Source organism: Oceanimonas marisflavi (assembly GCF_003049725.1).
GTDB lineage: Bacteria > Pseudomonadota > Gammaproteobacteria > Enterobacterales > Aeromonadaceae > Oceanimonas > Oceanimonas marisflavi.
This window is the reverse complement of the sequence record NZ_QAGM01000009.1, coordinates 1-16,740: the sequence shown is the minus strand read 5'-3', so window position 1 is coordinate 16,740 and position 16,740 is coordinate 1. Positions and strand designations below refer to the sequence as shown.

At 60.8% G+C, this 16,740-nt stretch carries 13 protein-coding genes and 1 pseudogene; 8 read left to right on the top strand and 6 right to left on the bottom strand.

Annotated elements, in window-relative coordinates:
- The first annotated feature begins 27 nt into the window (after positions 1 to 27).
- Positions 28 to 2,298, top strand: a complete 2,271-nt coding sequence (locus DA373_RS07405) for an acyl-CoA dehydrogenase (RefSeq protein ID WP_107851683.1) — start codon at positions 28 to 30, stop codon at positions 2,296 to 2,298.
- Positions 2,299 to 2,320: 22 nt separating this feature from the next.
- Here DA373_RS07405 and DA373_RS07400 read toward each other — a convergent pair whose 3' ends face one another.
- The 3 genes from DA373_RS07400 to DA373_RS07390 form a co-directional block, all read right to left on the bottom strand.
- Complete coding sequence (locus DA373_RS07400; RefSeq protein ID WP_107851682.1) at positions 2,321 to 3,253, bottom strand: AEC family transporter; 933 nt, start codon at positions 3,251 to 3,253, stop codon at positions 2,321 to 2,323.
- A gap of 106 nt (positions 3,254 to 3,359) precedes the next feature.
- Complete coding sequence (locus DA373_RS07395; RefSeq protein WP_107851681.1) at positions 3,360 to 4,661, bottom strand: TRAP transporter large permease; 1,302 nt, start codon at positions 4,659 to 4,661, stop codon at positions 3,360 to 3,362.
- Between the two features lie 39 nt (positions 4,662 to 4,700).
- The gene (locus DA373_RS07390; RefSeq protein WP_107851680.1) at positions 4,701 to 5,189 is read right to left on the bottom strand and encodes a TRAP transporter small permease; all 489 of its coding nucleotides are present in this window, start codon (positions 5,187 to 5,189) and stop codon (positions 4,701 to 4,703) included.
- 278 nt (positions 5,190 to 5,467) lie between these two features.
- Here DA373_RS07390 and DA373_RS07385 point away from each other — a divergent pair, with 278 nt between their 5' ends.
- The 7 genes from DA373_RS07385 to DA373_RS07355 all read left to right on the top strand — a co-directional run bounded on the left by DA373_RS07385 (position 5,468) and on the right by DA373_RS07355 (position 13,243).
- Positions 5,468 to 6,439, top strand: a complete 972-nt coding sequence (locus tag DA373_RS07385) for a TRAP transporter substrate-binding protein (protein WP_107851679.1) — start codon at positions 5,468 to 5,470, stop codon at positions 6,437 to 6,439.
- Positions 6,440 to 6,539: 100 nt separating this feature from the next.
- Positions 6,540 to 7,307, top strand: coding sequence for an FCD domain-containing protein (locus DA373_RS07380; RefSeq protein WP_107851678.1), 768 nt, complete (start codon positions 6,540 to 6,542; stop codon positions 7,305 to 7,307).
- A 203-nt stretch (positions 7,308 to 7,510) separates the two neighbouring features.
- On the top strand, positions 7,511 to 8,695 hold the full coding sequence (gene uxuA, locus DA373_RS07375; RefSeq protein WP_107851773.1) for a mannonate dehydratase: 1,185 nt from the start codon (positions 7,511 to 7,513) through the stop codon (positions 8,693 to 8,695).
- Positions 8,696 to 8,757: 62 nt separating this feature from the next.
- The gene (locus DA373_RS07370; protein WP_107851677.1) at positions 8,758 to 10,233 is read left to right on the top strand and encodes a mannitol dehydrogenase family protein; all 1,476 of its coding nucleotides are present in this window, start codon (positions 8,758 to 8,760) and stop codon (positions 10,231 to 10,233) included.
- A gap of 16 nt (positions 10,234 to 10,249) precedes the next feature.
- Positions 10,250 to 11,671 (top strand): glucuronate isomerase, encoded by a 1,422-nt coding sequence (gene uxaC, locus DA373_RS07365; protein WP_107851676.1) that lies wholly within the window; start codon positions 10,250 to 10,252, stop codon positions 11,669 to 11,671.
- The gene (locus DA373_RS07360; RefSeq protein WP_107851675.1) at positions 11,668 to 12,615 is read left to right on the top strand and encodes a sugar kinase; all 948 of its coding nucleotides are present in this window, start codon (positions 11,668 to 11,670) and stop codon (positions 12,613 to 12,615) included. The genes uxaC and DA373_RS07360 overlap by 4 nt, the downstream gene beginning before the upstream one ends.
- Before the next feature lies 1 nt (position 12,616).
- Entirely contained in the window at positions 12,617 to 13,243 is a 627-nt protein-coding gene (locus DA373_RS07355) for a bifunctional 4-hydroxy-2-oxoglutarate aldolase/2-dehydro-3-deoxy-phosphogluconate aldolase (RefSeq protein ID WP_107851674.1), read from the top strand.
- 77 nt (positions 13,244 to 13,320) lie between these two features.
- Here DA373_RS07355 and pyk read toward each other — a convergent pair whose 3' ends face one another.
- From pyk to DA373_RS07340, 3 genes and pseudogenes are all read right to left on the bottom strand, one after another.
- On the bottom strand, positions 13,321 to 14,760 hold the full coding sequence (pyk, locus tag DA373_RS07350) for a pyruvate kinase (RefSeq protein WP_107851673.1): 1,440 nt from the start codon (positions 14,758 to 14,760) through the stop codon (positions 13,321 to 13,323).
- 539 nt (positions 14,761 to 15,299) lie between these two features.
- Positions 15,300 to 16,151, bottom strand: coding sequence for a MurR/RpiR family transcriptional regulator (locus DA373_RS07345; RefSeq protein ID WP_107851672.1), 852 nt, complete (start codon positions 16,149 to 16,151; stop codon positions 15,300 to 15,302).
- 356 nt (positions 16,152 to 16,507) lie between these two features.
- Positions 16,508 to 16,740, bottom strand: a pseudogene (locus DA373_RS07340) (hypothetical protein); the annotation flags it as partial.

The following is a 16,740-nucleotide window of genomic DNA, read 5'->3' as shown; positions in this document are numbered from 1 at the left end:
CACAAGCTGACGCTTGAGGAGGTCATGATGAGTTTACGCAAGAAATGGATAAGCAGCCCGGCGTTTGCCACCTTCAAAAAGGTATTGCCGCCGCTGTCGGCAACCGAGCGTGAGGCCATGGAAGCCGGATCCGTGTGGTGGGATGGCGAGTTGTTCAGCGGCCGGCCCGACTGGTCCAGGTTGCTGTCCTATGGCCCGGCCACGCTGAGCAAGCGGGAGCAGGCCTTTCTTGATAACGAGGTGGAAACCCTGCTGGCCATGCTGGACGATTATAAAATCGTCAGTGAAGAAAGAGAATTACCCGAGCCGGTGTGGGATTATCTGCGCAGCCATGGCTTCTTTTCCCTTATTATCCCCGAGTCTTACGGCGGCCTTGAGTTTTCTGCCTTTGCCAACTCCACCATAGTGGCGCGTATCGCCAGCCGCAGCACCAGCGCCTCGGTCACCGTGATGGTGCCCAACTCCCTGGGGCCGGGGGAGCTCTTGATGCACTATGGCACCGAGGCCCAGAAGCAGCGATGGCTGCCGGGGCTGGCCGATGGCACCGAAATTCCCTGTTTTGCCCTGACCGGTCCCGAAGCGGGCTCCGACGCCGGCTCCATTCCCGACAGCGGCGTGGTATGCATGGGTGAGCATGACGGCGAGCAAGTGCTGGGCCTGCGGCTGAACTGGGACAAACGCTATATTACCCTTGCTCCCAGAGCCACCGTGCTGGGACTGGCGTTCAAGCTGTTTGATCCCGACGGCCTGCTGGGCGACACCGAAGAGCTCGGCATCACCTGTGCCCTGATCCCCACCTCCCACCCGGGGGTGGAAACCGGAGACCGGCACCTGCCCATGGGGCTGGCGTTTCTTAACGGCACCACTCAGGGCAAGGATGTGTTTATTCCCCTCGACTGGATCATCGGCGGCCCCGAGTATGCCGGTCGTGGCTGGCGCATGCTGGTGGAGTGCCTGTCGGCGGGCAGGGGCATTTCACTGCCGGCGCTGGGCACTGCCAGCGGCCACCTGGCCACCCGCAGCACCAGTGCCTATGCCGTGGTGCGCAGGCAGTTCGGTTTGTCCATCGGCCGTTTTGAAGGGGTGCAGGAAGCCCTGGCCCGCATCGGTGGCCTGACCTACCAGCTGGAGGCCACCCGGCGGCTGACCACCCGGGCCCTGGACATGAACGAGAGCCCGGCCATCGTCACCGCCATCTCCAAATACCATATGACCGAAATGGCCCGCACCGTGATCAACGATGCCATGGATGTGCATGCGGGCAAGGCCATTCAGATGGGGCCGAAAAACTACCTGGCCCACAACTACATGGGCATGCCCATTGCCATTACCGTGGAAGGGGCCAATATTCTTACCCGCAACCTGATGATCTTTGGTCAGGGTGCCACCCGTTGTCACCCCTATGTGCTGAAGGAAATGGAAGCCGCCGCCAATCCCGACGAAGAGGCGGGCTTGGCGGCATTTGACCGCCTGCTGTTCGGGCATATCGGCTTTGCCGCCGGCAATGCCCTGGGGGCGCTCTGGCAGGGGCTGACCGGCGCGCGTTTCAACGGCTCGCCGGTATCCGGGGATACCGCGGTTTACTTTCGCCAGCTCGGGCGCATGAGCCGGGCCCTGGCCCTGTGCGCCGATGTGTCCATGCTGATGCTGGGGGGGGATCTCAAGCGCAGGGAAATGCTGTCGGCCCGGCTGGGAGACGTGCTCAGCCACCTGTATCTGGCCAGCGCCACCCTCAAGTACTTTGAGGACAACGGCCGCTCCGCCGGGGAGCTGCCCTTCGTACATTATGCCGTGAGCCGCAACCTGCATATGATTGGCGAGGCCCTGAGCGGTTTTCTGCAGAATTTTCCCAACCGGGCGGTGGCCTTTACTCTGAAGGCGCTGATCTTTCCCCTGGGCAACCGTTACCCCATGCCGGCAGACAAGCACGTTCACGCCATTTGCAAACAACTGATGACCCCGGGAGGGGTGCGTGACCGGCTGTCGGCCCTGTGTTATCTGCCGCCGGCAGACGAGCCGGGGCTGGGCGAAGTGGAGGCGGCCTTCAGGGCCATGGTGCGGGTGACGGACGTGGAGAAAAAGATCATGAAGGCGCAAAAGGACGGTGTGCTGCCGCGCAAGCCGGCGCTGACGGCGCTGCTGGAGCAGGCGCGGCAGGCAAAGGTGATCACCGATACCGAAGCGCAGCAGCTCAGGGAGGCCGACGAGCTGCGCCGCCGCGCCATTGCGGTGGACAGTTTCGCTCCCGGGGTGCTGAGCCGGCGGCAGGCGAATGCCGCCAAGGCCGAGGTCGCCTGAGCGCAGCGCCCGCCGCTGCTGTTCAGCGCAGCAGCAAAATCACCGACAGGCTGACAAAGGCGGCGCAGGTGGTCAGCAGCAGGGTAGCGGCGGCAAAGCGGCGCTGGCCGTACTGCTCGCCGATGATGGGATACATGCTCATCATCGGCATGGCGGCCATCAGGATCACCGCCAGTTGCAGATCCGGATCGAACGGCGGCAGCCACCACACCATCAGCGCCACCAGCAGCGGGTGCATCACCAGCTTACCCAGCATCACCAGGCTCATGTCGCTCAGCTTGTCCCGCAGCGTGCTGCCCACCAGAGAGCCGCCAATCACAAACAGGGCCACTGCCGCCGAAGCCCGGCCCAGCAGCTCCAGGCCGGTTACCAGAGGTGCAGGCAGCGTGAGCCCGATCGCCGAGGCAAGGGCACCGGCCATGATGGCCAGGATCAGCGGGTTTTTCAGTATCCGGGCGGGCAGGGCACGCAGTACCCTGCCCGGGCTGGCGCCCTGCTCCCGGTGCGCACTGAATTCCAGCACCGCCAGTGCTAGGGGAATGATCAGCAGGTTTTCCACCAGCAGCGCCAGGGCAAAGGCGCGGGCCGGCGCCTCGCCGAATACCTGCAGCAGCACCGGATAACCAAAAAAGGCGCTGTTGGGGACCACCATGCCCATCGACTGCAATGCCCCCAACACGGCTTTCTTTTTCATGATCCGGATGGTCAGCCCCAGCCCCAGTGCCAGCAACAGCAGGGAGCCGCCGGCATAGGCCAGCAGGTAGCCGGGCTCGATCACCTCGTGAACGCTGAGCTCGGAGAGGGTATGGAAAATCAGCGCCGGCATGGCAAAGAAGAGCACAAAACGACCCATTCCCGGCAGGGCCTCACCAGGCACCAGACGAAGGCGCACGGCACCATAGCCGAGGGCGATCAGCATAAAAATGGGGGCGGTAATTGACATCACGGCCAGCATGGACACGTCCTTTTCAGTCCCGAGTGACGTTGTTGGTTGGCGTCAGGGTGCGGAGGGAGCGCCGGAAGGAGCAGGGTGCCGGTGGCAGGGCCACCGGCACGGGGTATCAGTAACCCAGCAGCAGCCGGGGCAGGAACAGACTGATGTCCGGCACATAGGACACCAGCAACAGCGTCAGGAACAGCACCGCATAGAAGGGCAGCATGGGCTTGATCACCTTGTCGATGGACACATCCCCCACCGAGCAGCCGATAAACAGGGCGCTGCCCACCGGCGGGGTACAGATGCCGATGCAGAGGTTGAAGGTCATCATGATGCCGAAGTGCACCGGATCCAGCCCCATTTCCATGGCGATGGGCCAGAAAATGGGGGTGAAGATCAGCACCGCCGGGGTCATGTCCATAAAGATGCCCACCAGCAGCAGGATCAGGTTGATGATCAGCAGCAGCACCAGCGGGTTTTCCGACACCGCCAGCAGCGCATCGCTGATCATGTAGGGAATGTCGGCGTTGGCCATGGCCCAGGACATGCCCATGGAGGTGCCGATCAGCAACAGCACGATGGAGGTGGTGATGGCCGAGTCGAGGAAGATTTTCGGCAAGTCGCGGACCTTCACTTCCCGGTACACGATCACCGCCAGAAACAGGGTGTAGACCACGGCGATGGCCGAGGCTTCGGTGGCGGTGAATATACCGGAGATGATGCCGCCCATGATAATGAAGATCAGCGCCAGGGAAGGCAGGGCATCCCAGGTCAGGCGCACCACGTCACGCCAGCTGGAGCGCTGATCCACCGGGTAGCCCCGGCGCTTGGCAATGAGGCCGGCCACTACCATGATGCCCAGCGCCATCAGAATGCCCGGCAGGTAGCCGGCCAGGAACAGCGCCGAGATGGAAGTGCCGCCCGACACCAGGGAATACACGATCAGGGTGTTGGACGGCGGGATCAGCAGGCCGCTGGGGCAGGAAGCAATATTCACCGCCGCCGAGTAGGCCGGACTGTAGCCTTCCTTGCGCTGCAACGGCGCCATGGTGCCGCCCACGGCGGCCGCCGAGGCCACTGCCGAGCCGGAAATGGAGCCGAACATCATGTTGGCCAGCACATTGCAGTGAGACAGGGAGCCGGGCAGACGGCCGGCCATGACCTTGGCCAGGTTGATCAGCCGCATGGCGATACCGCCGGAGTTCATGATGTTGCCGGCGAGAATGAAAAAGGGGATGGCCAGCAGGGTAAAGCTGTCCAGGCCCGAGGCCATTTTCTGGGAGATCACGGCAATGGCCGGATCAAAGGGCAGGGAGAGAAAAATGGTCAGCAGGCTGGAAATACCGATGGCAAACGAAACCGGTATTCCCAGAGCCAGAAAGATAAAGAAGGATCCGAACAGCGTCAGGATAAGGTGCCATTCCATAGTACAGTCCTCGTGAATAATGGGCAGCCGGATGGCTGATCAGGCTTTTGCCATCATCAGCTGACCGACCTTGCTCAGTCCGTCGCTGACACAGTAAAAAACGATGGTCAGGCCACTGACCGGCAGGCACAGATAGACATAGCCCATCGGCAGCCCCAGGGAAGGCGAGATCTGCCCGGTCGACAGCGTCTTGTTTACCAGGTTCATGCCCCCGTACACCATCACCAGAGCGGCAAAACCGCCCATGGCCAGCAGCACCACCAGCTCGGAAAGCAGCTTGCGTTGGCCGCGCAGACGCATGGTCAGCAGATCGATGGCCAGATGACGCTTCTGCCCGGTGGCATAGGCCGCCCCCAGCAGTCCCACCCACATAAACAGAAAACGGGCCATCTCGTCGGTCACCGTACTGGGGGTACCCAGTATGTAGCGGCTGACTACCTGCCAGACCACACACAGCAACAGGGTGGCCGAAATCGCAATGATCAGCCATGACAATGTCTGGTTGACCAATTTTGTGAGTTTTTCCATATCATGGCCCTTTGATTGACTCAGTGAAAATGAACGTATTTTGAGCTTTATCAGGTGTTGATCGCTTGGGAGCGGTATTGTGCTGCAGATTGTACGTAAAAGGAAAGTAAAAATGGTGATCCAGATCAAGGCTGTATTGGTGTGACAGGTTAGGGTTTCAATTGAGTTTTGGTTGAGCCAAAAACGGTTGACATCGGCGTTCTGGTTGGCCATGTTTAGGGCCGCTGGCGAACAGGCCGGCCCAGCCAGGTGGCGATATTCAATTTCAGGAGAAGTTCATGATGGGAAAAAAATCAATTCTGGCAGCTCTTATCGGGTGCACCATGGCCGCCAGCGCCGGGGTACAGGCTACCACCCTCAAGCTCAGTCATAATCAGGATACCTCGACGCCGGTACATCAGGCGATGAAGCTGCTGGCCAAGCGGGCCAAGGCGCTGTCGGACGGTGAGCTGAAAATCCGTATCTACCCCAATGCCCAGCTCGGCTCCCAGCGTGAGTCGCTGGAACTGGTGCAGAACGGTGCCCTGGATATGGCCAAGTCCAATGCGGCCGAGCTGGAAGCCTTTGCCAAGGCCTACAGCGCCTTCAACATGCCTTACCTGTTCACCGACCGCGATCATTACTACCGGGCGCTGGAAAGTGACCTCGGACGGGAGATCCTCAACTCTTCTGCCGATAACGGCTTTATCGGCGTGACCTACTATGATGCCGGTGCCCGCAGTTTTTATTCCAGCAAGCCGATCACCAGCCCGGATGATCTGAAGGGCATGAAGGTCCGGGTTCAGCCCAGCCCCACCGCTGTCTCCATGGTGAAGAACCTGGGTGGCAACCCGACCCCGCTGGCCTTTGGCGAGCTGTATACCGCCCTGCAGCAGGGCGTGGTGGATGCCGCGGAAAACAACATTCCGTCCATGACTCTGAACCGCCACAGCGAGGTGGTGAAGTACTTCAGCCTGGACGAGCACACCATGGTACCGGACGTGCTGGTGATCTCCACCGCCTCCTGGAACAAGCTGTCCGACATGGAGCGTGAGGCCCTGACCCAGGCTGCGGCCGAGTCCATGCAGGAAATGAAAACCATCTGGGCCGAAGCGGAAGTGGCCGAGCGTCAGTCAGCCGAGAAAACCGGTGTCGAGTTTGTCGAAGTGGACAAGGCCCCCTTCCAGCAGGCGGTGGAGCCCATGTACACCGAGCTGAAAGAGAAAGACGCCGACTTGTATCAGCTGGTGGAAGGACTGCGCAAACTGTAATGGTGACTCCCGGGCAGGAGATTGGTATACCAATTTCTTGCCTGGCATGCCGGCTCTGCTAGAATGGCGCCCAGGATGATTCTGCCACGAAGGTGTGCTCATGTTTGAAGCGAAACGCTTGTACCAGGAAATCGGACTGAAACTGAAGCAGGAGCTTGAGTCCGGTCGCTACCGGGTGGGAGACCGCCTGCCGCCGGAGCGGGATATTGCCGAGCAGCAGGGGGTCAGCCGTACCGTGGTGCGGGAGGCGCTGATCATGCTGGAGCTGGAGAACCTGGTAGACGTGCGCAAGGGCTCCGGGGTGTATGTCATTCGCATGCCGGACAAGACGGCAGCGGGAAACAATGCCCCCCTGTCTGCCGGCGTGCTCAATGATGTGGGCCCCTTTGAGTTGCTGCAGGCCCGGCAGTTGCTTGAAAGCGACATTGCCGCCTTTGCCGCCACCCAAGTCACCAAGAATGATATCGCCCAGATGCGTCAGGCCCTGGAGCTGGAGCGGCAGGCCCTGGAGTCGGGCAGCAATGATGAAGGCGAAGGCGATCGTCAGTTTCATCTGTTGATCGCCCAGGCGACCCAGAACAGTGTGTTGATCGATCTGGTTCAGCAGCTCTGGCTGCGCCGGCAGAACAGCCCCATGTGGCAGACCCTGCACCGGCGCATCAGCGACACCGGTTTTCGCCGTTCCTGGCTGGATGATCACCTGAAAATTCTGGCGGCCCTGCAGCACAAGAATGCCAAAGCGGCGCGTCAGGCCATGTGGCAGCACCTGGAGCATGTCAAGGAAACCCTGCTGGAATTGTCCGATATCGAAGACCCGAACTTCGACGGTTATCTGTTTAATTCCGTGCCGGCTCCCGTCAGTGAATAAATAACCATGCAGTGGCGCTGCCGGAACCCGGCTTCCGGTACGGTGGCGGCGCACAGAGAAATAACGAATGTGAATTCAGTCAGGCTGAAGGCCTGCTGCCGTCCAGCCGACGGAAAACAACATTGAACACGATGTACTCCCCGCCTGTCATGACCCGGCCGAGGCAGCGTGTTGATACCTTTGCAAACTTTGAGGAATCCATTATGGAACAGACATGGCGTTGGTATGGTCCGGACGATCCGGTTTCTCTGGCCGATGTCCGGCAGGCCGGGGCAACCGGCGTGGTTTCTGCCCTGCATCATATCCCCAATGGCCAGGTGTGGCCGGTCGACGAAATCCAGGCCCGCAAGCAGCTGATTGAAGAGGCTGGCCTGACCTGGTCGGTGGTGGAAAGCATTCCGGTGCACGAAGACATCAAGACCCAGCGCGGCGATTACCTGAAGTACATCGAGAACTATCAGCAGTCCATTCGCAATCTGGCCCAGTGCGGCATTCACACCGTGTGCTACAACTTTATGCCGGTACTCGACTGGACCCGCACCGATCTGGAATACACCCTGCCGGACGGCTCCCGGGCGCTGCGTTTCGATCAGATCGAATTCGCCGCCTTTGAGCTGCACATTCTCAAGCGCCCGGGCGCCGAGGCCGATTACACCGGCGAGGAAATCGAACAGGCCGGAAAGCGCTTCCTGGCCATGTCCGATGACGACAAGGCGCGCCTGACCCGCAACATCATCGCCGGTCTGCCGGGCGCCGAAGAAGGCTACACCCTGGAGCAGTTCCGGGCCCATCTGGCGGACTACGACGGCATCGACAAGGCCCGGCTGCGGGAACACTTCGCCGTGTTCCTGCGCCACATCGTGCCGGTGGCCGAAGAGGTGGGTGTGCGCCTGGCGGTGCATCCGGATGATCCGCCCCGGCCGATTCTCGGTCTGCCGCGCATCGTTTCCACCGTGGATGACATGGAGTGGCTGGTGGGCGTCAGCGACAGCATCGCCAACGGCTTTACCATGTGCACCGGCTCCTACGGTGTGCGCGCCGACAACGATCTGGTCAACATGATCAAGCGTTTCGGCAACCGTATTTACTTCACTCACCTGCGGGCCACCTGCCGGGAAGACAATCCCAAAACCTTCCATGAGGCGGCGCACCTTGATGGTGACGTCGACATGTATGAAGTGGTCAAGGCCATTCTGGAAGAGGAAGAGCGCCGCCGGCAGGAAGGACGCGAGCTGCTGATCCCCATGCGGCCCGATCATGGTCACCAGATGCTGGACGATCTGAAGAAAAAGACCAACCCGGGTTATTCCGCCATTGGCCGGCTCAAGGGCCTGGCCGAGGTGCGCGGGGTGGAGCTGGCTCTCAAGCGCGCTTTCTTCAGCCGCTGAGCCATCATGGGAGCCTGCCTCGGCAGGCTCCTCGAATATTTGTCTATTCAAAAGGTTTTTAAATGGTTACTCCTGCAAGCACCGTGGCCAATGCCGAGCTCAATTCACAAGTGATACCGGTTTCCTATGACCGTAGTCATTTAAAAACCCGAATGGTGCACCTGGGGTTCGGCGCCTTTCACCGGGCTCACCAGGCACTCTTTACCCACCTGGTGGCCGAGCGGGGCGACAGCGACTGGGGTCAGTGTGTGGTCAAGCTGTTCAGCGGCATGGATGAAATCGAGGCCCTGCGCCGCCAGGATCACCTCTATTCGGTGGTGGAAAAGGGCGCCGACGGCACTCACTCCCGGCTGATCGGGGTGGTGACCGAGGCCATGCACCCCAGGCTCGACGGCATCGACGCCGTGCTCGAGAAACTGGCCGAGCCCCAGGTGGCCATTGTGTCGCTGACCATTACCGAAAAGGGCTATTGCGCCGATCCGGCCAGCGGCCGGCTCGACGCCGGCAACGCCATGATCCAGCAGGATCTGGCCAGTCCGGCCCGGCCGGTGTCGGCCATCGGCTACCTGGTGCAGGCACTGAAACTGCGCAAGGAGCGGGGGCTGGCGCCCTTTTCCATTTTGTCCTGCGACAATGTGCCGGAAAACGGCCGGGTCGCCAGGCAGGTGGTGCTCGACTTTGCCCGCCGGCTGGACGAGGAGCTGGCCGCATGGATTGCGGAGCAGGTTACGTTCCCTTCTACCATGGTGGATCGCATCGTGCCGGCGGCCACCGCTGACACCATGGCGGAAATCGCCGATCTGCTGGGGGTGGCCGACCCTTGCGGCATCGCCTGTGAGCCTTTCCGTCAGTGGGTGATCGAAGATCACTTTGTCGCCGGGCGGCCGCAGTGGGAGCTGGCCGGCGCCGAGCTGGTAGCGGACGTGCGTCCGTTTGAGGAAATGAAGCTGCGCATGCTCAACGGCAGTCACTCCTTCCTCGCCTATCTGGGTTACCTGGGCGGCTACCGGCATATCGACGAGACCATGGCCGATGAGCACTATCGCCGCGCCGCCCTGGCGCTGATGACCCGGGAGCAGGCGCCCACGCTTGATATGCCGGCCGGGGTGGATCTGAATGCCTACGCCGAGTCGCTGCTGGCGCGTTTTGCCAACCCCGAGCTCAAGCACAAGACCTGGCAGATCGCCATGGACGGCAGTCAGAAACTGCCCCAGCGCTTTTTGCAGTCCGTCCGCTGTCATCTGGCCGCCGGCACCGACTTCAGTCATCTGGCCCTGGGCATTGCCGGCTGGATGCGTTATGTGCACGGCACCGATGAGCAGGGCCAGCCCATTGAGGTGAAAGATCCCCTGGCCGGGCGGCTGCAGGCCATTTGCCAGCGCCATGGCCTGAACGTGAGCGTGGTGCCCGAGCTGCTGGCGGTAGAGCCGGTGTTTGGCACCGATCTGGCCGCCAACCCCCGTTTTGTGGCGGCGGTGACCGCTGCCTACCAACAGTTGCTGACGCTGGGCGCCCGCGCCGCAGTGGCGGCCCTTTAAGCTTCAGGAGTCCGAGATGAAGGCATTTTTGAATGATGATTTCCTGCTGAATACGGCCACCGCAGAGCGGTTGTACCACGACTACGCCAGCGAGCAGCCGATTTATGACTATCACTGCCACCTGGACCCCCGTGCCATTGCCGAGGATCAGCGCTTCGACAACCTGACCCGGATCTGGCTGGACGGGGATCACTACAAGTGGCGCGGCATGCGCGCCGCCGGCGTGGAAGAGCGGCTGATCACCGGTGACGCGTCGGATTATGAAAAATTTCAGGCCTGGGCCCGCACCGTGCCCCAGTGCCTGGGCAACCCCCTGTACCACTGGACCCACCTTGAGCTGCGCCGGCCCTTTGGCATTACCGGCACCGTACTCAACCCGGACACCGCCGACACCATCTGGCAGCAGGGCAATGAGCTGCTGGCCCAGCCGGGCTTTTCCGCCCGGGGTATTCTCAGGCAGATGAAGGTGCGCATGGTGGGCACCACCGACGACCCCCTGTCCACGCTTGAGCACCACAAGGCCATCGCCGAGGATGAGAGCTTCGATATCGAGGTGGCCCCGAGCTGGCGTCCCGACCGGGCCTTCAAGATCGAGCTGGACGGCTTTGCCGATTATATGCAGGAGCTGGGTCAGGCCGCCGACGTGGAAATCTGCCGCTTCGACGATCTGCTCACCGCCCTGACCCGCCGCCTTGAGCACTTTGCCGCTCACGGTTGCCGGGCCGCCGATCACGGCATCGAGATCGTGCGCTTCGCACCGGTACCGGACGAAGCCACGCTGGACGCACTGCTGCGCCGCCGGCTGGCAGGCGAGACCCTGTCCGAGCTGGAAGTGGCCCAGTTCGCTACCGCCGTTCAGGTGTGGCTGGGCCGGCAATACGCCCGTCTGGGCTGGGCCATGCAGCTGCATATTGGCGCCCAGCGCAACAACAACAGCCGCATGTTCCGCCTGCTCGGCGCCGACGCCGGCTTTGACTCCATCGGTGACCGGCCCTTTGCCGCCGAGCTGGCCGGTCTGCTGGACGCCATGGACGTGACCGGCGAGTTGCCCAAGACTATCCTCTACTGCCTGAATCCGCGGGACAACGAGATGATCGCCACCATGATCGGCAACTTCCAGGGCGGTGGGGTGGCCGGCAAGATCCAGTTCGGCTCCGGCTGGTGGTTCAACGATCAGAAAGACGGCATGCAGCGCCAGCTGGAGCAGCTATCCCAGCTCGGTCTGCTCAGCCAGTTTGTGGGCATGCTGACCGACTCCCGCAGCTTTCTGTCCTTTACCCGCCACGAGTATTTCCGCCGCATTCTGTGCAACATGCTGGGCCACTGGGTGGAGAATGGCGAGGTGCCGAATGACATCGAGTTGCTGGGCACCATGGTGCGCAATATCTGCTTTGACAATGCCCAGCGTTATTTCCGCTTGCCGGGAGAGGGCGCATGAAACGGCTGGCAATCATCGGCGAGTGCATGATCGAGCTCAATGGCGCGCCGTTTGGCGCCATGGAGCAGGCCTATGGCGGCGACAGTCTCAATACCGCCGTCTACCTGGCGCGTACCACTCAGGGCAGCCTGGCGGTGGATTACGTCACCGCCATGGGCCGGGACGCGCTCAGCCAGGGCATGGTTGAACGCTGGCGGCAGGAAGGGGTGGGCACCGGACTGGTGCTGACCGACGCGCAGCGCCAGCCCGGGCTGTATCTTATTCAGCTCGATGATCAGGGCGAGCGCACCTTTCTCTACTGGCGCAACCAGTCGGCGGCCCGTTATCTGCTGCAGCACCCGGAGTTTGACGGTGTGGCCAGCCGCCTGGCCGGCTATGACATGGTCTATCTCAGCGGCATCAGCCTGGCGATACTGCCGCCGGAAGACCGGGAAGTCCTGTTTGGCCTGCTGGCGCAACTCAAGCGTCAGGGCGTGCAAATCGCCTTTGACAGCAACTACCGGCCCGCGCTGTGGGCCGATGCTGACGAAGCCCGCGGCGCCTATCAGCGCATGCTGGCGCTGACCGATCTCGCCCTGGTGACCCTGGACGACGAACAGGTGTTGTGGGGGGACGCCGGCCCGGCTCAGGCCCTGACCCGATTGCACCGGGCCGGCTGCCGCGAGGTGGTGGTCAAGCTGGGCGCCGACGGGGCGCTGTACAGCGCCGGTGCCGACAGCACACCGCTGGCCGTGGCCACCACCCCGGTGGAGCAGGTGGTGGATACCACCTCCGCCGGCGACTCCTTTAACGCCGGTTTTCTGGCCGGTTACCTGCAGGAACAGTCTCCGGAGCAGTGTTGCCGGCAGGGCAATGCGCTGGCCGGACTCGTCATTCGCCACAAGGGCGCCATTATTCCCGCCGCTGCCACCGCAGGGCTGAACTTTACTCCAACAGGACAGTGACATGACCTCTTTGAATGAACAGATCGCGCAATTGAAAATTCTGCCGGTGATCGCGGTGGACAAGGCCGAAGACATTCTGCCTTTGGGCAAGGTGCTGGCGGAAAACGGCCTGCCGGCGGCGGAGATCACCTTCCGCTCCGACGCCGCCGCCGAGGCCATTCGCCTGCTGCGCGAAGCTCAGCCCGACATGCTGATCGGTGCCGGCACCGTGCTCAACCGGGAGCAGGTGCTGGCGGCAAAGGAAGCGGGCGCCAGCTTTGTGGTGTCGCCGGGCTTCAATCCCAATACCGTGCGCGCCTGTCAGGAGCTGGGCATGCCCATTATTCCCGGCATCAACAACCCCAGCACCATTGAAGCGGCGCTGGAAATGGGCCTGACCACGGTCAAGTTCTTCCCGGCGGAAGCCTCCGGCGGCGTCAAGATGATCAAGGCGCTGCTGGGTCCCTTTGGCCAGCTCACCATCATGCCCACCGGCGGCATCGGCGTGAACAACATCAAGGACTACCTGGCCATTCCCGGCGTGATCGCCTGCGGCGGCTCCTGGATGGTGGACAAGAAGCTGGTGAATGCCGGCAACTGGGACGAAATTGCCCGACTGACCCGGGAGGCCGTGGCCCTGGTGCAATAAGCAGGGTAATTTCAGGCAAATAAAAAAGGCCGGGCAATTTGCCCGGCCTTTTTACATCGTTCCCGCGGGAAAGCGTCTTACTCGACGGTAAGGATCTTGCAGGTGTTGGTGCTGCCTACCACTTCCATCATGTCACCGTGGGTCAGCAGTACCAGATCGCCGCTGCTGACGTGACCGGATGCTTTCAGGGTGGCGATGGCATCCCGGCAGATTTCGGAGATGTTCTTGCTCTCTTCGGCCTTGAAATAGACCGGGGTCACGCCGCGGTACAGGTTGGCCCAGGACAGGGTTTTTTCTTCCTGAGACAGGGCGAAGATCGGCAGGCCGGAGCTGATGCGGGACAGCAGCAGCGGGGTGGTGCCGGAGTGGGTCAGGGCCACGATGGCCTTCACACCCTGCAGGTGGTTGGCGGCATACATGGTGGACATGGCCACGGTTTCTTCCACCGAGGTGAAAGTGAAGTTCATGCGGTGGTTGGACACATTGATGCTGGGGTGCTTTTCGGCGCCCAGACACACCTCGGCCATGGCCTTGACGGTTTCCACCGGGAAGTCACCGGCGGCGGTTTCTGCAGACAGCATCACCGCATCGGTGCCGTCGAGCACGGCGTTGGCCACGTCCATGACCTCGGCCCGGGTGGGCAGGGGGGCAGTGATCATGGACTCCATCATCTGGGTGGCGGTGATCACCACCCGGTTCAGGCGGCGGCTGGTGCGGATCAGCTTCTTCTGTACGCCCACCAGCTCGGGATCACCGATTTCAACACCCAGGTCGCCCCGGGCCACCATCACGGCGTCGGACGCCAGTACCACGTCTTCCATGGCGGCGTCGGTGGCCACGGCTTCGGCACGCTCTACCTTGGCCACCAGCTTGGCATTGCTGCCGGCGGCACGGGCCAGTTCGCGGGCAATGCGCATGTCTTCACCGGTACGGGGGAAGGACACGGCCAGATAATCCACGCCGATCTTGGCGGCGGTCTTGATGTCTTCCTTGTCCTTGTCGGTCAGGGCCGGAGCAGACAGGCCGCCGCCCTTCTTGTTGATGCCCTTGTTGTTGGACAGGGGGCCGGCCACGGTGACTTCGGTCAGTACCTTGTTGCCGTCCACGCCTTCTACCCGCAGCTGTACCCGGCCATCGTCGAGCAGCAGAATGTCGCCGTTTTTCACGTCTCTGGGCAGCTCTTTATAGTCGATGCCCACGCTCTGCTGGTTGCCTTCGCCCTTGGGCAGATCGGCGTCGAGCACAAACTTGTCACCGATGTTCAGCTGAATTTTGCCGTCCTTGAAGGTCGAAACACGGATCTTGGGGCCCTGCAGATCACCCAGAATGGCCACGTGCTTGCCCAGCTTGCGGGCAATTTCCCGCACCTGGTTGGCACGGTTCATGTGATCTTCCGGGGTACCGTGGGAGAAGTTCATACGAACCACGTTGGCGCCGGCGGCAATAATCCCTTCGAGGTTGTTGTCGCGGTCGGTGGCCGGACCCAAAGTGGTAACAATCTTGGTGCGTCTTAACATGAGAGACTCCGGTTGGAAGAAATAATGAGTACGACGAATAAAACAGAGTTGTGCACCAGACCAGACGGGTCTGGGTATGAAAGTGCTTGAAAAGTGTCGGCAGTCAAAGGTGATACGGCTCCGTCCTCAGCCGAAACTGACAAATTTTGGAAAGGCCATGGTGTACTCACGGTCTGACGCTTCGTCCTTGGTTTATGAAATTGTTATCGATGATAACCGAAGCCATAGGAAAAGTGTAGACGGGATCACAAAAAGGCAGGGGTTTTCGTATGAGCTTGATCAAGGTCAAGGACAGCCGCAGAAAGTCTGGGTGTGAATCTGAAGGATGATGACAACATGATGAAACAAAAAGAAAAACTTTATTAAATCACCTTGTTTTCAAAGGTCGTTCAGAGGTTTCTGTTCAGGTTCTGATACGATGATGATGATTTTTGTGCTCAATTCATCTGGTTTATTGTGCTGTTGTCGCTTTAACATTTCTCGGAGCGAATTAACATCGGCCGGGTGTATGGGCACCCGGCTGATTGCAGCAGTGAAGGTCAGAAACCCGGGCTGTCAAAACGGGAGTTCTTGATGCCTTCCTTGACTTTTTTCAGGTTCTCCCGGAAACGGCTGCCACGGCGCAGAATAAAGCCGGTGGCGAGTACATCGATCAGCACCATCTGCGCCAGGCGTGAGGCCATGGGCAGGTAGACATCGGTGTCTTCCGGCACGTCCATCGACAGCACCACGTTGCATTCCTTCGCCAGGGGAGAGTCCTTGGCGGTCAGACCAATGACCACGGCATCGTTCTGGCGGGCCAGCTGGGCCACTTCTACCAGTGCCTTGGTGCGGCCGGTATGGGAGATCAGCACCACCACGTCACCTTCGGCGCTGGCAATGCAGCTCATGCGCATCATCACCACATCGTCAAAGCACTGTACCGGCACATTGAAGCGAAAGAACTTGTTCATGGCGTCGTGAGCCACGGCGGAGGATGCGCCCAGACCAAAGAACGACAGCTTGCGGGCCTGAGTGAGAATATCCACGCAGCGGTTCACCGCCTGGGGATCCAGGCTCTGGCGGGCCGAGTCGAGGCAGGCCATGCTGGATTCGAAAATCTTGGCGGTGTAGGACTCGGGGCCGTCGTCTTCTTCCACATGGCGGTTCACATAGGGAGTGCCATTGGCCAGGCTCTGGGCCAGGTGCAGCTTGAAGTCGGGAAAGCCCTTGGTGTCAAGGCGGCGGCAGAAACGGTTGACAGTGGGCTCGCTGACGTCCGCCAGCTTGGCCAGGGCGGCAATGCTGGAATGAATGGCGGTCTGGGGTGAAGCGAGGATCACTTCTGCCACCTTGCGTTCAGACTTGCTGAAACTGTCGAGATTTTTGGTAATTTTTTCCAATGTATTCATCTGAACTTCCGGCTCAGTGAGGTTGCCCGGCCTGGGCACCGGGAGATGGGAAACAACGGGAGATACTATACAGCACAAGCGCTTGGCGTGAGAGTCCTGCCATACCAAAGTATGACGATAACATGAAAAAATGATTCGATGGGTGAAAAAAAGACCAAAAAAACTGTAGCTAAACAACAAATGAAATGAACTGACAACGTTTGCAGGCACAAAAAAGCCCCGTTATCCGGGGCCGATGTTTCATTTTTCCGTCATGCCCGCGAAGGCGGGCATCCAGTGAATGCTGCACAGGTTTAAACCTGTGCAACCATCATGGACTCCCGCCTTCGCGCTGAGGGCTCCCCAGTTTTTTGGGATCATGCCGAAACACCCAATGAAAGTACATAAAGCCGGCTCAGTCCTGCCAGGGCTCGCTCCAGGAGCGAGCCTGTTATTCGCCGGGGTTCATGAAACAACATTTGCTTGCCCAAGGTCAAAAAGGACAGCACCCGGCGTTGCGCCGTATTGGCTTGGTAGCGCCGGTGCCATCCTTGGTGCTCCGCTTCGAATCCCACCAGCCACAGCATCAGCGTGGCGACCTGCGCAATCA

What these genes read in the sequence shown, in the direction of transcription:
- uxaC (WP_107851676.1), top strand. Translation starts at nt 10,250, where the DNA reads ATGAAGGCATTTTTGAATGATGATTTCCTGCTGAATACGGCCACCGCA.
- DA373_RS07355 (WP_107851674.1), top strand. Translation starts at nt 12,617, where the DNA reads ATGACCTCTTTGAATGAACAGATCGCGCAATTGAAAATTCTGCCGGTG.
- DA373_RS07370 (WP_107851677.1), top strand. Translation starts at nt 8,758, where the DNA reads ATGGTTACTCCTGCAAGCACCGTGGCCAATGCCGAGCTCAATTCACAA.
- DA373_RS07380 (WP_107851678.1), top strand. Translation starts at nt 6,540, where the DNA reads ATGTTTGAAGCGAAACGCTTGTACCAGGAAATCGGACTGAAACTGAAG.
- DA373_RS07395 (WP_107851681.1), bottom strand. Translation starts at nt 4,661, where the DNA reads ATGGAATGGCACCTTATCCTGACGCTGTTCGGATCCTTCTTTATCTTT.
- pyk (WP_107851673.1), bottom strand. Translation starts at nt 14,760, where the DNA reads ATGTTAAGACGCACCAAGATTGTTACCACTTTGGGTCCGGCCACCGAC.
- DA373_RS07400 (WP_107851682.1), bottom strand. Translation starts at nt 3,253, where the DNA reads ATGCTGGCCGTGATGTCAATTACCGCCCCCATTTTTATGCTGATCGCC.
- DA373_RS07385 (WP_107851679.1), top strand. Translation starts at nt 5,468, where the DNA reads ATGATGGGAAAAAAATCAATTCTGGCAGCTCTTATCGGGTGCACCATG.
- DA373_RS07390 (WP_107851680.1), bottom strand. Translation starts at nt 5,189, where the DNA reads ATGGAAAAACTCACAAAATTGGTCAACCAGACATTGTCATGGCTGATC.
- DA373_RS07405 (WP_107851683.1), top strand. Translation starts at nt 28, where the DNA reads ATGAGTTTACGCAAGAAATGGATAAGCAGCCCGGCGTTTGCCACCTTC.
- DA373_RS07345 (WP_107851672.1), bottom strand. Translation starts at nt 16,151, where the DNA reads ATGAATACATTGGAAAAAATTACCAAAAATCTCGACAGTTTCAGCAAG.
- uxuA (WP_107851773.1), top strand. Translation starts at nt 7,511, where the DNA reads ATGGAACAGACATGGCGTTGGTATGGTCCGGACGATCCGGTTTCTCTG.
- DA373_RS07360 (WP_107851675.1), top strand. Translation starts at nt 11,668, where the DNA reads ATGAAACGGCTGGCAATCATCGGCGAGTGCATGATCGAGCTCAATGGC.